The sequence below is a fragment of the Staphylococcus sp. GW823-FHT05F06 genome (assembly GCF_058795495.1).
In genome coordinates, this window is the sequence record NZ_JBXAHW010000002.1 from 40,812 (window position 1) to 56,883 (window position 16,072).

Consider the following 16,072-nt stretch of genomic DNA (forward strand, 5'->3'; position numbering starts at 1 on the left):
AATGGCTGATATTATACCTTTTCCACAGTCTAAAAGTAAAATGATTAAGCAAATAAATGATGCAGAAAGAAATGCAGATTTTGAAAAGATGTATCAATTGTTTAATGTATATGAACAGCATTTCGACCTTAACGAGGAGATTGCACTAAAGAAATGCCAGATGCTTTTACAATTGAATGCTTATTTAGAGTTACGAGAAGAGGCAATTATTTTGTTAAAACGTGGATTCAACTGTTATGACGAATTGATGATATATTATATTAAAAGTCTGAATGGCTTAGGTCAATTTAATGAAGCAGTTGAAGTAATTAATCAAATTATCGATGAAGTTAAAAATCATAAAACCAGAATGGAACTTTTTCCACTTAAAGAATATGCGATATCGAGACTTGATGAAGATAGAAAGGCATTGTCCTCATCTTTATCAGATTTCGGTTCGCTTAACACACGTGAACAAACTTCTTTAATATTACAACTTATTGATAATGGACATTATAATTTTAAAGAATCAGTAGCGAATATACTAATTTCTATGGATTTACCAAAAAATTTAGTGAGCTTAATGTTGGAATATTTAAGATTTGCTGAATATTCTCATACAATTACAATCCATAAATATGGTGAAACTATCAATGTAAACCCTAATCATTTAAGTGGCATTGAGCATACGACGATAAAAGACAAGGTCATTCCTGTCGTAATGAATAGATTAGAAGATGGAGCGTTGCATATTTTAAAAGAAGCACAACATATTATGAATAATCATTCTATACTCATGTATCCTATAGATATAGAGTCGTTATACACTATTGATAATTGGATAGATGCATATGATGTTTACTTCAAACAATTAATTGGTATAGATATAAATGGCTGTAACAATGATACTTTACAATTCATTAAATCATTAGATAATGAAATGTAAAATTTAATTTGTTGCAAATTGAGAAAAAGAATTTTAATATAGAAATCGTTGAAAATAAACTTGAATAACCCATCGTTTTCAAAGTTTGTTAACGCTAAAAACCTATGCTATAATAGGGAAGTTGAAAAAATAAATTAGTCAATCATGGAGGTATTTATACATGACAGCAACTTGGGAAAAAAAGGAAGGTAATGAAGGCGTTTTAACTGTTACTGTTCCTGCAGAGAAAGTAAATAAAGCATTAGATCAAGCATTTAAAAAAGTGGTCAAACAAATTAATGTGCCTGGATTCCGTAAAGGTAAAGTGCCTCGTCCAATTTTTGAGCAACGTTTTGGTGTAGAAGCACTTTATCAAGATGCAGTGGATATTTTATTACCTGAAGCTTATGGTGAAGCAATTGAAGAAACAGAAATTAATCCAGTTGCACAACCAGAAGTTAATGTAACTCAAATCGAAAAAGGTAAAGATTTCATTTTTGAAGCTACAGTTACAGTTGAACCTGAAGTTAAATTAGGTGATTACAAAGGATTAGAAATTGAAAAGCAAGAAACTGACCTTTCTGATGAAGAATTACAAGAATCAATCGACCATAGCTTAAGTCACCTTGCTGAAATGGTTGTTAAAGAAGATGGTGCTGTTGAAAACGGTGACACAGTAAACATTGATTTCTCAGGTTCAGTTGATGGTGAAGAATTTGATGGTGGACAAGCTGAAGGTTATGACCTAGAAATTGGTTCTGGATCATTCATTCCTGGCTTTGAAGAACAAATAGAAGGAATGAAAACTGGCGATGAAAAAGATGTAGTTGTAACATTCCCAGAAGAATACCACGCTGAAGAATTAGCTGGTAAAGAAGCTACATTTAAAACAAAAGTCAACGAAATTAAATTCAAAGATGTACCAGAATTAAATGATGAGATTGCTAACGAATTAGATTCTGATGCTGAAAACGTGGACGAATATAAAGAAAATCTTCGCAAACGTTTAAGTGAACAGAAAGCAACTGAAGCTGAAAATACTGAAAAAGAAGAAGCTATTAATAAAGCAACAGAAAATGCTTCAATTGATATTCCTGAAGCAATGATTAATACTGAATTAGATCGTATGATTCAAGAATTTGGTCAAAGAATCCAACAACAAGGCTTAGATTTGCAAACATATTATCAAATCTCTGGTCAAAACGAAGAGCAACTAAGAGACCAAATGAAAGACGATGCAGAACAACGCGTTAAAACAAACTTAACGTTAACTGCGATTGCTGATGAAGAAAATATTGAAGTATCTGATGAAGATATTGATAAAGAATTAGAAAAAATGAGCGAGCAATTTAACATTTCTGTAGAAGATATTAAATCTACTTTAGGTAATACAGATATTGTTAAAAATGATGTACGCATTCAAAAAGTTATTGATTTATTAAGAGATAATGCGAAATATGTTGAAGCTACTAAAGAAGACTAGTATCGTTCATTAAATGAATGCATAATATTGAATTAGTCAATTGTCTATAAGTTAAATTAAATATAGACAGTGTCAATTGTATAGATTGACAACTTAATATAGCATCATTATGATTTATAATTGTTGATGTTAAATGAAATTTAGGGGCGGGACAATGAAATCATTCATTAAGAATAAGATTTCTGTCCCGCTCCAAGTTATTTAAGCATCTTGATTGTAAATATGTTAAGTTGCATTGTAGAATGCTTTTTAGTATAGTCTTTATGGAATAGGGGTGTAAAAAAGAATGTTCAAATTCAATGAAGATGAAGAAAATTTAAAATGTTCTTTCTGTGGTAAAGATCAAGATCAAGTAAAAAAATTAGTCGCAGGAAGTGGCGTTTATATTTGTAATGAATGTATTGAATTGTGCTCAGAAATCGTTGAAGAAGAATTAGCACAAAATACATCTGAAGGATTTACGGAGTTACCAACTCCTAAAGAAATTATGGATCACCTCAATGAATATGTCATTGGTCAGGAAAAAGCCAAAAAATCATTAGCAGTTGCTGTATATAATCACTATAAGCGTATTCAACAATTGGGTCCGAATGAAGATGATGTTGAATTACAAAAAAGTAATATCGCATTAATTGGGCCAACTGGTAGCGGTAAAACATTATTAGCTCAAACACTAGCTAAAACACTAAATGTACCATTTGCAATTGCTGATGCTACAAGTTTAACAGAAGCAGGTTATGTAGGTGATGACGTAGAAAACATCTTATTACGTCTTATTCAAGCTGCTGATTTCGACATTGATAAAGCTGAAAAAGGTATTATATATGTCGATGAAATTGATAAAATTGCGCGTAAATCTGAAAACACTTCAATCACGCGTGACGTGTCTGGTGAAGGTGTACAACAAGCATTGCTTAAAATTTTAGAAGGTACAACTGCTAGTGTACCGCCTCAAGGTGGTCGAAAGCATCCAAACCAAGAATTAATCCAAATTGATACGACAAACATCTTATTTATCTTAGGTGGAGCTTTTGATGGTATCGATGAAGTCATTAAGAGACGCTTAGGAGAAAAAGTGATAGGATTTGCTAGTAATGAAGCAGATAAATATGATGAAGAAGCTTTACTGGAACAAATTCGTCCAGAGGATCTCCAATCATATGGCTTAATTCCAGAATTTATTGGTCGTGTACCTATAGTTGCTAATCTTGAAACTTTAGATGTTGCTGCACTTAAAAATATTTTAACTCAACCTAAAAATGCGCTAGTTAAACAATACACTAAAATGCTAGAGTTAGATAATGTAGAATTAGAGTTTTCTGAAGAGGCTCTATCTGCTATAAGTGAAAAAGCAATCGAACGTAAAACAGGAGCGCGTGGATTACGTTCAATTATAGAAGAAGCATTAATTGACATCATGTATGATGTACCTTCTTCTGAAAATGTAAGTAAAGTAGTCATTACTGAACAAACAATTAATGAAGAAATTGAGCCTGAATTATATGATGATGAAGGAAATCTAATTAATAAGAACAAGACATCTGCTTAAAATATTTGATTTAAGACTGAGTCACGTGAATTGTGACTCGGTTTTTTTATATGTAAATATAGAAAAAAATGTTAAAGTTAATTATACAATAGTATAAGAAAGAGGAAGTCTATGAATATAAATTTTAATAATATTAACTTAATTATAAGTGCTGTAAAAAAAGCACAGTATCCTGACACTGGATTAACAGAAGTAGCGTTAAGTGGACGCTCAAATGTAGGGAAATCTACATTTATTAATAGTATGATTGGGCGTAAAAATATGGCGAGAACGTCACAACAACCTGGTAAGACACAGACATTGAATTTCTATAATATAGATGAACAACTTATTTTTGTTGATGTACCAGGATATGGATACGCTAAAGTAAGTAAAGTTCAACGAGAAAAATTTGGTAAAATGATTGAAGAATATATTACACAACGAGAGAATTTAAAACTTGTTATTCAACTTGTCGATTTAAGACATCAACCTACTGAAGATGATGTGCTTATGTACAATTATCTTAAACATTTTGATATACCAACACTTGTAATATGTACTAAAGAAGATAAAATTGCCAAAGGAAAAGTACAAAAGCATATCAAAAGAATAAAAGACAAATTAGAATTAGAATCTGGAGATAATATTATAAGTTATTCTTCAATTAAAAATAGTAAACAGCAAGAAATTTGGAACTTTATTGAAACATATATATAAATTTTTTCAATTAGAGAAATGTATTTTAACCACAATTAAAAAATGTCGGTATTTTGGCAAAAAATTGAATGTAGATTATAATCTTTTTAATTTATTTAAGCATTCCACTTAAACATCTTTTTAAATGTGTTATACTTGTTTTATTGTTAGTATATGGAGGGCGTTATAAATGCATTTTGTTGCAATTAGCATAAATCATCGAACAGCTGATGTAACATTAAGAGAGCAAGTTGCTTTTAGAGATGATGCCTTACGATTAGCACATGAAGATTTATATGAAACTAAAGCAATTTTAGAAAATGTCATTTTATCTACATGTAATCGTACTGAAGTATACGCTATTGTTGATCAAGTTCATACAGGACGTTATTATATACAAAGATTTTTAGCGCGCTCTTTTGGATTTGAGGTAGATGATATTAAAGATATGTCGGAAGTTAAAGTGGGGGACGATGCAGTTGAACATTTATTGCGTGTCACTTCTGGCTTAGATTCAATTGTGCTTGGTGAAACACAAATTTTAGGACAAATGCGCGATGCATTTTTCTTAGCGCAAAATACTGGTACAACTGGAACGATTTTTAATCATTTATTTAAACAAGCGATTACTTTTGCTAAAAAAGCACACAGTGAAACAGACATTGCAGATAATGCTGTGAGTGTTTCTTATGCTGCTGTTGAATTAGCTAAAAAGGTATTTGGAAAATTAAAAAGTAAACATGCTGTCGTTATTGGAGCAGGGGAAATGGGTGAATTATCACTCTTAAATCTTTTAGGTTCTGGAATTTCAAATGTAACAATTGTTAATCGGACATTATCTAAAGCTAAAATTTTAGCCGAAAAACACAATGTTTCATATGATTCACTTTCAGCATTACCATCTTTATTAGAAACAACGGACATAGTAATTAGTTCTACAAGTGCTGAAGACTATATCATCACTAATTCTATGGTGAAAACAATTTCAGAAACTAGAAAACTGGATTCATTAGTTCTGATTGATATTGCGGTTCCACGAGACATTGAACCAGGGATTGATGCAATTACAAATATTTTTAATTATGATGTTGATGATTTGAAAGATTTGGTAGATGCCAATTTAAGAGAACGTCAATTAGCTGCTGAAACTATTGCAGGACAAATACCTGAGGAGATTGATTCACACAACGAATGGGTTAATATGCTTGGTGTTGTACCTGTAATCAGAGCTTTACGTGAAAAAGCTATGAATATCCAAGCAGAAACTATGGAAAGTATTGATCGTAAATTGCCAGATCTCTCTGAAAGAGAACGTAAAGTCATTTCGAAACATACAAAAAGTATTATCAATCAAATGTTAAAAGATCCTATCAAACAGGCTAAGGAATTAAGTACTGATAAAAAAAGTAATGAAAAATTAGAGCTATTTCAAAACATATTTGATATTGAAGCCGAAGATCCTCGTGAAAAAGCAAAGTTAGAAAAAGAGAGTAGAGCAAAGGAAATCTTAGCGCATCGAATATTTAGTTTTGAATAAGCATATTAATTTGGTGATGATATGCAAGAAACCCTGTTAATTCGATTTCATGAAATCATATTAATGATTTATCTGTTTAGTATTATATGTTACTTTGTTGATTTCATTAATAAAAATTATAAGACTAGAACTGTAGGTTTTTATTCATTAGGGATTGTTTGGGTTTTACAAACAATCTCTTTGTCTATTTTTTTTATTCATACTAAACAAGTGCCACTAGGTTCTATATTTGACGTTTTTTTCTCTTTAACTTGGATTATTATATCAATTTCGTTGATATTGAATTTGATTAAAGTAATGAATTTTTCTGTTTTTTTCCTTAATTTGATTGGATTTATCCTAATGAGTTTAAATACTTTTCAGCCTGAACATTATCAAACGCAAATTCAACAAATTGCAGTAATTAATGAATTATTACTTGTTCATATAGCACTTGCAGTATTAAGTTATGCATTTTTTGCAATCGCATTTGTAAATTCATTACTCTACATTATTCAATATCGAAATTTAAAGGAGAAAAATTTCGATCAAAATTACTTTAGAATTGGTAGTGTTGCTACTTTAGAAACCATCGTTTTCTATTCAACACTTGTTGCATGGATTATCCTTATATTAAGTACGATTTTAGGTGCACAATGGGGTATCTTTGCAGTCGGTAAACAAATATTTATAGATCCAAAAGTAATATTTTCAACAATTATTACTTTATTATATGGTGTTTATATTTTCATTAGAATAAAAAAATGGATATCACAAAGAAATCTTATCTACTTTAACATTATATTATTTTGTTTGTGTATGATTAATTTATTCTTTTTAACTCATTTTAGATAAGAAATAACCTGTTTTTCATATAAAAAAACCGGTATCGAGGAGGCATTTAACGTATGCGTAAATTAATTGTTGGGTCGCGAAGAAGTAAATTAGCGCTAACACAAAGTCAACAATTTATAGATAAATTAAAATTTATCGATCCGTCTTTGGATATTGAAATAAAAGAAATTGTAACTAAAGGCGACAAAATTGTAGATAAACAATTATCCAAAGTTGGAGGTAAAGGACTTTTTGTTAAGGAAATCCAAAATGAATTATTTAATAAAGAGATAGATATGGCGATTCATTCTCTAAAAGATGTACCAAGTATGATTCCTGACGGTCTTACCTTAGGATGTATTCCTGACAGAGAAATTCCTTTTGATGCCTATATAGCAAAAAATCATATACCATTACAAGAATTGTCTGAGGGCAGCATTGTAGGTACAAGTTCTTTACGTCGTGGCGCTCAAATTTTATCAAAATACCCACATTTAAAAATTAAGTGGATTCGTGGAAACATTGATACTCGATTAAAAAAATTAGAGACTGAAGATTATGATGCTATTATATTAGCTGCTGCTGGATTAAAACGCATGGGTTGGTCAGATAATATTGTTACGACTTATCTTGATCGAGATATATTACTGCCAGCTATAGGGCAGGGTGCACTTGGTATTGAGTGTAGGAGTGATGACAAAGAACTTTTAGATTTACTATCTAAAGTACACAATCATGATGTAGCACAATGTGTGACTGCTGAACGTACTTTTCTATCAGAAATGGATGGCAGTTGTCAGGTTCCTATAGGTGGATATGCAACAATTGCTCAAGATAACCAAATTGAATTTACAGGACTGATTATGTCTCCAGATGGTAAGGAAAGATATGAGCATACAGCATTGGGTACTGATCCTGTAAAATTGGGTATAGAAGTGAGTCAAGTACTTAAAAAACAAGGTGCTTATGACATAATTAAAAAATTAAACGAAGCAGAATAATACTAAACTCTATTATAGAGGTGAAATAAATTTATGAAACCAGTTATAGTTATGACGCAGACGAATGAAGTTCATAGTCATTTAGTTGATATTATCCATAAGCCTTTTATCCAACTAAAACAACTTCATTTTAATGAAAAATTGCTTGATCATAGCTACGACTGGCTTATTTTTTCGTCTAAAAACGCAGTAAAATACTTTTATCCTTATTTAAAAAACGTTAAAGTTAAAAAGGTAGCTGTTATAGGTGATAAGACAGCTCAGTATTGTAATGAATTAGGTATTAGTGTCGACTTTGTGCCACGTGATTTTTCTCAAAAAGGCTTTTTGGACGAGTTTAAGATTAGCGAACAACATTTATTGTTGCCCTCAAGTGAAAAAGCACGTTCTAAATTAGTTCAACAATTGAGCAAATATAATGAAGTCGTTAAAATTGATTTATATAGACCAGTACCGAATTTTAAAAATATAAGTCAAGTTAAGTCTCTTGTTAGAAAACATCAAATAGACGCAGTGACTTTTTCTAGTTCCTCTGCAGTTGAATTTTATTTCAAAGAGGACAATGTGCCTGAATTTGATCATTATTTTGCTATCGGTAAGCAAACTGCTAGGACCATTTTAAAATTCAATACATCTGTAAAAGTGGCAAATAAACAAACATTAGATTCACTTATTGATAAAATAATAGAAAGTAGGGAACAAAATGAAATTTGATAGACATAGAAGATTGCGTTCATCTAAGACAATGCGTGATTTAGTAAGAGAAACTCATGTTAGAAAAGAAGATTTAATATATCCAATATTTGTAGTTGAGCAAGATGATATAAAAAGTGAAATTAAATCACTACCAGGCATATACCAAATTAGTTTAAATTTATTGCATGAAGAGATTAAAGAGGCATATGATTTAGGTATTAGAGCAATCATGTTCTTCGGTGTGCCAAATGACAAAGACGACATTGGATCTGGTGCATATGATCATAATGGAGTTGTTCAAGAAGCGACACGAATATCTAAGAATTTATATAAGGATTTACTTATTGTTGCAGATACTTGTCTTTGTGAATACACAGACCACGGACACTGTGGCGTTATTGACGATCATACGCATGATGTAGACAATGATAAATCACTTCCATTACTTGTAAAAACAGCTATTTCTCAAGTTGAAGCTGGAGCTGACATCATTGCTCCAAGTAATATGATGGATGGTTTTGTTGCTGAAATTCGTGAAGGCCTTGATCAAGCGGGATATCAAAATATTCCTATCATGAGTTATGGTATTAAATATGCATCAAGCTTTTTCGGTCCATTCAGAGATGCTGCAGATTCAGCACCTTCTTTTGGGGATAGAAAAACCTATCAAATGGATCCTGCAAACCGTTTAGAGGCATTAAGAGAATTGGAAAGTGATCTTAAAGAAGGTTGCGATATGATGATAGTTAAACCATCTTTAAGTTATCTAGATATTATTAGAGATGTAAAAAATAATACGAACGTGCCAGTCGTAGCATACAACGTTAGTGGAGAATATAGTATGACAAAAGCAGCAGCGTTAAATGGTTGGATAGATGAAGAGAAAATTGTTATGGAACAAATGATATCTATGAAACGTGCAGGTGCTGATTTAATAATTACTTATTTTGCAAAAGATATCTGTCGTTATTTAGATAAATAGATGATAATTGAGGAGGTCATATGATGAGTTTTGAAAAATCTATTAAAGCAATGGAGCAAGCTGAGAAATTAATGCCTGGCGGTGTTAACAGTCCCGTAAGAGCATTTAAATCAGTAGACACACCAGCTATTTTTATGGATCATGGTGAAGGATCTAAAATATATGATATTGATGGAAATGAATACATTGATTATGTGCTAAGTTGGGGCCCATTAATTCTGGGACATAAAAATCAACAAGTTATATCCAAATTACATGAAGCAGTAGATAAAGGTACAAGCTTCGGCGCTTCAACACTTCAAGAAAATAAACTTGCTGAACTTGTGATTGACCGTGTACCTTCAATTGAAAAAGTAAGAATGGTTTCCTCAGGAACTGAAGCTACTTTAGACACACTTCGTTTAGCTAGGGGTTATACAGGACGTAATAAAATTATAAAATTTGAAGGGTGTTATCATGGACACAGTGATTCTTTATTGATTAAAGCAGGATCAGGTGTTGCAACACTAGGTTTACCTGATTCACCAGGCGTCCCTGAAGGTATTGCTAAAAACACTATCACGGTGCCATATAATGATTTAGATTCACTTAAATTAGCGTTCGAAAAATATGGCGATGATATTGCTGGTGTTATTGTTGAACCGGTTGCTGGAAATATGGGTGTAGTGCCTCCAGTGAATGGATTTCTACAAGGTTTAAGAGATATTACTAATGAATATGGAGCATTACTTATATTTGATGAAGTGATGACTGGTTTCCGTGTAGGTTATAATTGTGCGCAAGGATACTTTGGTGTAACACCTGATTTAACTTGCTTAGGAAAAGTGATAGGTGGAGGTTTACCCGTTGGAGCTTTTGGTGGTAAAAAAGAAATTATGGATTACATTGCTCCTGTTGGGACTATTTATCAAGCTGGCACACTTTCAGGTAATCCTTTAGCAATGACTAGTGGTTATGAAACATTGAGTCAACTTACTCCTGAATCTTATGAGTATTTTAATTCTCTAGGAGATATACTTGAAAAAGGATTAAAAGAGGTATTTGCTAAGCATAATGTTCCAATCACAGTAAATCGCGCTGGTTCAATGATTGGTTACTTCTTAAATGAGGGGCCTGTAACAAATTTTGAGGAAGCAAATAAAAGTGATTTAAAATTATTTAGTAATATGTATAGAGAAATGGCTAAGGAAGGTGTTTTCCTACCACCTTCACAATTTGAAGGAACATTTTTATCAACTGCACATACTAAAGATGATATTGAGAAAACTATCCAAGCATTTGATAATGCATTAAGTCGTATTGTGTGATAATTTTAAAATATAATTATTTAAATTAATTGAGTCTAGGGCAAAAGTCAATGTCCTAGACTTTCTTAACTTATAAGTAGTTTATAACTGAATTAAAAATGCACTTATATCAACTTTTAAAGCTATGTTATGTCATCAATACAGTAAATTCCACTTAGAAATTCAACAGACAAGGCGAGTTGGGGTTTGGGGCCCTAACAAAAAGAATTTCACTGAGAAATTCAACAGACAGGGCAAGTTGGGGTTCGATGGTGGACTAGGAATTTAAGATGCATTTTGTTCTACTCTTTGAATTTAAATAAAGTTAGAAATTTTGTGACTTACTTTTAACGAAAGTAGAGTGGTATTTTGAAGCGGAATTTTATTAATAATTTAATCATATTATTAATTGCTATTATGTTAAGTCTGTTATTAAAAATGTTACATGTGATTTTGCCATTTATGTTTGGACCAATATTAGCGGCGTTATTATGTGTAAAAGTATTAAAATTAAAAATACGATGGCCATTTTGGTTGAGTCAAATTGGTTTAATACTACTTGGAGTTCAAATTGGCTCTACCTTCACACAACAAGTGATTAAAGACATAAGTAAAAATTGGCTAACTATCGTTTTTGTCACTATCCTACTAATTTTATTAGCTTTGATAATTGCATTCTTTTTTAAGAAAATTGCACAAGTAAATTTAGAAACTGCAATTTTAAGTGTTATACCAGGTGCGCTAAGCCAAATGTTAGTGATGGCAGAAGAAAATAAGAAAGCAAATATATTAGTTGTGAGTTTAACACAGACATCACGTGTAATATTTGTTGTTATTTTAGTACCACTTATTTCGTATTTTTTTCAGGATAACCATCATGAAATGAATCATACTACAATGGAAGTACCCACACTTTCTCAGACTTTAAATATATGGCAAATAATCATCTTATTCTCAATGGTGGGAATCATCTATATAGGAATGTCAAAAATTAACTTCCCCACTAAACAATTATTAGCACCTATAATAGTTTTAATTATATGGAATATGACAACACATTTAACATTTTCACTAGATCATTGGTTGTTAGCCACAGCGCAACTTATTTATATGATACGTATTGGATTACAGATTGCCAACTTAATGAGTGATTTAAAGGGAAGAATTGCAATAGCAATAGCCTTTCAAAATATAATGCTCATAGTCACAACGTTTATAATGATAATAGGAATACATTTGATTACTAATGAATCCATCAATGAATTGTTTTTAGGAGCAGCACCAGGAGGTATGAGTCAAATAGTTTTAGTGGCTATGGCTACTGGAGCTGATGTAGCGATGATTTCAAGCTATCACATTTTTAGAATATTTTTTATATTATTTGTCATTGCGCCACTAATTGGTTATTTTATTAATGTTAAATTAAATAATAAATGATTTTAATGACTTAAGTTATACATTTTTAAATAAAACTTCGAAAATATTTGCGAGTAATTGTAATTACTTAAAAGTAAAATCTAGATAAATTAAACGTTGTAAACTTTTAGTATGCGTGAAAAACTCATATTGTTTGAATATCCGCAGCGCAACTTATGTCTATGCTTCACTCATGATTTGGTTTGAAAGGACATCCTTCAAGATGTGAGTCATACAATCCAGCAGCTTCTAAGAATGAGAACACGGTTACTGGACCTAAAAATTTAAAACCATATGCTTTTAAATCTTTTGATAATTGAGTAGCTCTTTGATCAACTTTTTTACGATCTCTAGGTTTTTTATAACCCATATTTATGGGTTGATGATTTACATAAGACCATAAAAATTTACTAAAACTACCATAGTCTTTTTCAATTTTTAAATATCCCTTCGCTTGGCTCACAATTGCTTCTAACTTTTTACGATTATGAATAATGTTTGGGAATTTCATTAAATAATCAATATCCTGTTCAGTCATATGTGCGATAAATTGAGGTTCAAAGTTGTAAAATGCCTGTTCATACGATTCTTTTTTCTTTAATATTGTCAACCATGATAATCCTGCATGTTGTGATTCAAGAGCCATTAGCTTAAATAATTCTTTGCTATCATAGATTGGTTGTCCCCAATAATAATCATGATACTCTATATAGATAGGATCAGTTGTGTTAAAAGCACATTCATTCATAATTTCATCTCCAATACATTGACTTATTTTAATATCCATTATAATATAAATGAGTAAAAGAATATATTATTTGGGAAGAGTAAGTTTATATCATTTTAAAGAGAGCATATGGTGGCTGTGAATATGTAAATGATTAAGTCTGAAGGTAGCCCTATTTTATAACTTCTATTGAAACATAGACGACAAGTAGGTAGAAGCGTGTATGAGCGTTAATCAGAGACTTAAGTGCTTGAAGAAAAGAATGAATTATTTCTTCTTGAATATAGGTGGTACCACGGAACAGAACATCCGTCCTATTTTTTATAGGATGGATGTTCTTTTTATTTTTTAGGAGGTAGACATATGGAAATGAAACCAAAATATGATCCAAGAGAAGTTGAAAAGGGTCGTTATGAGGAATGGGTAAGTAATGGTTACTTTAAACCATCTGAAGATAAATCTAAAGAGGCATATACAATTGTAATTCCGCCCCCTAATGTAACAGGTAAATTACATTTAGGTCATGCATGGGATACTACTTTACAAGATATAATAACTAGAATGAAAAGAATGCAAGGATACGATACTTTATATCTGCCTGGTATGGATCATGCTGGTATAGCAACTCAAGCAAAGGTTGAAGCAAAACTTAATGAACAAGGTATATCTAGACACGACTTAGGAAGAGAAAAATTTTTACAGCAAGCATGGGATTGGAAAGAAGAGTATGCAACATTTATTAGACAACAATGGGCTAAACTTGGCTTAGGGTTAGATTATAGTAGAGAACGCTTTACGTTAGATGATGGTTTAAGTAAAGCTGTAAGAAAAGTATTTGTTGATTTATATAATAAAGGTATTATTTATCGTGGTGAAAGAATTATTAACTGGGACCCTAAAGCTAGAACAGCTTTATCAGATATTGAAGTCATTCATGAAGATGTCCAAGGTGCTTTTTATCATTTTAAATATCCTTATGCTGATGGGAATGGATATATAGAAATAGCTACTACACGTCCTGAGACTATGTTAGGTGACACTGCTATTGTTGTAAATCCAAATGACGAAAGGTATAAAGATGTGATTGGTAAAACAGTTATATTACCTATTGTAGGAAGAGAGTTACCTATTTTAGCTGATGAATACGTTGATATTGAATTTGGTTCAGGAGCAATGAAAGTTACTCCGGCACATGATCCTAATGACTTTGAAATTGGTCAAAGACATCAATTAGAAAATATTATAGTCATGGATGAATATGGTAAGATGAACGATAAAGCTGATAAATACAAAGGGATGGATAGATTTGATTGTAGAAATCAGCTTGTTAAAGACTTAAAAGAACAAGATCTTGTTATAAAAATTGAAGAACATACACATTCAGTAGGACATTCTGAACGTTCTGGTGCAATAGTAGAACCTTATTTGTCTACACAATGGTTTGTAAAAATGAAACCTTTGGCACAAAGAGCTTTGGATAATCAAAATACAAAAGATAGAATTGACTTTTTCCCAGGTAGATTTGAAAATACATTCAATCGCTGGATGGAAGAAATTAGAGATTGGACGATTTCGCGTCAACTATGGTGGGGCCACCAAATACCTGCTTGGTATCATAAAGATACAGGTGAAGTCTTTGTTGGTGAAGAAGCACCTGAAGACATCGAGAATTGGATACAAGATGAGGATGTATTAGATACATGGTTCTCAAGTGCACTTTGGCCGTTTTCAACATTAGGATGGCCTGATACAAATGCTGATGATTTTAAACGTTATTATCCGACAAATGCATTAGTTACTGGTTATGATATCATTTTCTTCTGGGTAGCCCGTATGATTTTCCAAGGATTAGAATTTACTGATAGAAGACCATTTAATGATGTATTACTCCACGGTTTAGTCAGAGCTGAAGATGGGCGTAAAATGAGTAAATCATTAGGTAATGGCGTTGATCCTATGGATGTTATTGACGAGTATGGCGCTGATAGTCTACGTTACTTTTTAGCAACAGGATCTTCACCAGGTCATGACTTGAGATATTCTACTGAAAAAGTTGAATCAGTTTGGAATTTTATTAATAAAATATGGAATGCTGCCCGCTTTAGTTTAATGAATATTGGTGAAGATTTTAAAGTCGAAGATATAGACCTAAGTGGTAATTTGTCATTAGCAGATCAATGGATATTGACTAGATTAAATGAAACGATATCTACAGTAACCGAATTAAGTGATAAATACGAATTTGGTGAAGTAGGTCGTGCGCTTTATAATTTCATTTGGGATGAGTTCTGCGATTGGTATATTGAAATGAGCAAGATACCTATGAATGGCGAGGACGAATCTCAAAAGCAAACGACGCGATCAGTACTTAGTTATGTTTTAGATAAAATAATGAAAATGTTACATCCATTTATGCCTTTTGTGACAGAAACAATTTGGCAAAGTCTTCCACATCATGGAGAAACAATTGTAAAAGCTAACTGGCCAACTGTTGATCAAGCATTAATCTTTAATGAAAGTAAACAAACAATGGAACAATTAGTTGAAATTATTAAATCTGTCCGTCAATCAAGAGTTGAAGTTAACACACCGTTATCTAAGGCAATACCGATTTTAATTCAAACTAAAGATGAAAAGATTAAACATACACTTATGGATAACATAAGTTACCTACACAAATTCTGTAATCCAAGTCAATTGACTATTGATACTGAGATTGAAATTCCAGAAAAAGCTATGACAACTGTAGTAGTTGCTGGTAAGGTAGTTTTGCCATTAGAAGGTCTTATTGATATGGACAAAGAAATTGCTCGACTTGAAAAAGAATTAGATAAATTACAAAGCGAGTTAGATAGAGTAGATAAAAAGTTATCCAACGAGAATTTTGTAAATAAAGCACCAGAAAAAATAATTAATGAAGAAAAAGAAAAACAACAACATTATCAAGAAAAATATAATGGTGTTAAATCTAGAATTGAACAATTAAAGGCATAGGAGCAT

The 16,072-nt window shown here is 31.6% G+C and carries 13 protein-coding genes and 1 other annotated feature; of the genes, 12 read left to right on the plus strand and 1 reads right to left on the minus strand.

Translation table 11 applies throughout. The features are described 5' to 3' along the window. The first annotated feature begins 1 nt into the window (after window position 1). The 11 genes from AC1Q7N_RS01700 (at window position 2) to AC1Q7N_RS01750 (ending at window position 12,366) form a co-directional block, all read left to right on the plus strand. The gene (locus AC1Q7N_RS01700) at window positions 2-925 is read left to right on the plus strand and encodes a pseudouridine synthase family protein (protein ID WP_001830807.1); all 924 of its coding nucleotides are present in this window, start codon (window positions 2-4) and stop codon (window positions 923-925) included. Between the two features lie 160 nt (window positions 926-1,085). After that, window positions 1,086-2,387 carry a trigger factor gene (gene tig, locus AC1Q7N_RS01705; RefSeq protein WP_001830810.1) on the plus strand — a complete coding sequence of 434 codons (1,302 nt, stop codon included), beginning with the start codon at window positions 1,086-1,088 and terminating at the stop codon, window positions 2,385-2,387. 286 nt (window positions 2,388-2,673) lie between these two features. Beyond that, on the plus strand, window positions 2,674-3,936 hold the full coding sequence (gene clpX / locus AC1Q7N_RS01710; RefSeq protein WP_001830765.1) for an ATP-dependent Clp protease ATP-binding subunit ClpX: 1,263 nt from the start codon (window positions 2,674-2,676) through the stop codon (window positions 3,934-3,936). Between the two features lie 111 nt (window positions 3,937-4,047). Next, window positions 4,048-4,635, plus strand: a complete 588-nt coding sequence (gene yihA / locus AC1Q7N_RS01715) for a ribosome biogenesis GTP-binding protein YihA/YsxC (protein WP_001830838.1) — start codon at window positions 4,048-4,050, stop codon at window positions 4,633-4,635. Between the two features lie 169 nt (window positions 4,636-4,804). Beyond that, the gene (hemA, locus tag AC1Q7N_RS01720) at window positions 4,805-6,151 is read left to right on the plus strand and encodes a glutamyl-tRNA reductase (protein WP_001830773.1); all 1,347 of its coding nucleotides are present in this window, start codon (window positions 4,805-4,807) and stop codon (window positions 6,149-6,151) included. A 21-nt stretch (window positions 6,152-6,172) separates the two neighbouring features. Next, a complete protein-coding gene (gene ccsA, locus AC1Q7N_RS01725; protein WP_001832714.1) occupies window positions 6,173-6,985 on the plus strand; it encodes a cytochrome c biogenesis protein in 813 nt (270 codons plus the stop codon). A gap of 53 nt (window positions 6,986-7,038) precedes the next feature. Continuing rightward, window positions 7,039-7,965: a hydroxymethylbilane synthase gene (gene hemC, locus AC1Q7N_RS01730; protein WP_001830811.1), complete on the plus strand. Its 927-nt coding sequence runs from the start codon at window positions 7,039-7,041 to the stop codon at window positions 7,963-7,965. Window positions 7,966-7,998: 33 nt separating this feature from the next. After that, window positions 7,999-8,679: a uroporphyrinogen-III synthase gene (locus tag AC1Q7N_RS01735; protein WP_145376450.1), complete on the plus strand. Its 681-nt coding sequence runs from the start codon at window positions 7,999-8,001 to the stop codon at window positions 8,677-8,679. Next, window positions 8,669-9,643, plus strand: coding sequence for a porphobilinogen synthase (gene hemB, locus AC1Q7N_RS01740; RefSeq protein ID WP_002440176.1), 975 nt, complete (start codon window positions 8,669-8,671; stop codon window positions 9,641-9,643). Before AC1Q7N_RS01735 ends, hemB begins: the two co-directional genes overlap by 11 nt. A 23-nt stretch (window positions 9,644-9,666) precedes the next feature. Further along, complete coding sequence (gene hemL, locus AC1Q7N_RS01745) at window positions 9,667-10,950, plus strand: glutamate-1-semialdehyde 2,1-aminomutase (protein ID WP_002456470.1); 1,284 nt, start codon at window positions 9,667-9,669, stop codon at window positions 10,948-10,950. 348 nt (window positions 10,951-11,298) lie between these two features. Continuing rightward, a complete protein-coding gene (locus AC1Q7N_RS01750; RefSeq protein WP_001830878.1) occupies window positions 11,299-12,366 on the plus strand; it encodes an AbrB family transcriptional regulator in 1,068 nt (355 codons plus the stop codon). Between the two features lie 166 nt (window positions 12,367-12,532). Here the strand turns inward: AC1Q7N_RS01750 and AC1Q7N_RS01755 are convergent, their stop codons facing one another. Then, window positions 12,533-13,093, minus strand: coding sequence for a DNA-3-methyladenine glycosylase I (locus AC1Q7N_RS01755; protein WP_001830783.1), 561 nt, complete (start codon window positions 13,091-13,093; stop codon window positions 12,533-12,535). A gap of 63 nt (window positions 13,094-13,156) precedes the next feature. Then, window positions 13,157-13,392 (plus strand) — a binding site (T-box leader). A 43-nt stretch (window positions 13,393-13,435) separates the two neighbouring features. Here AC1Q7N_RS01755 and AC1Q7N_RS01760 point away from each other — a divergent pair. Further along, window positions 13,436-16,066 (plus strand): valine--tRNA ligase, encoded by a 2,631-nt coding sequence (locus AC1Q7N_RS01760; RefSeq protein WP_001830862.1) that lies wholly within the window; start codon window positions 13,436-13,438, stop codon window positions 16,064-16,066. The last annotated feature ends 6 nt before the right edge of the window (window positions 16,067-16,072 follow it).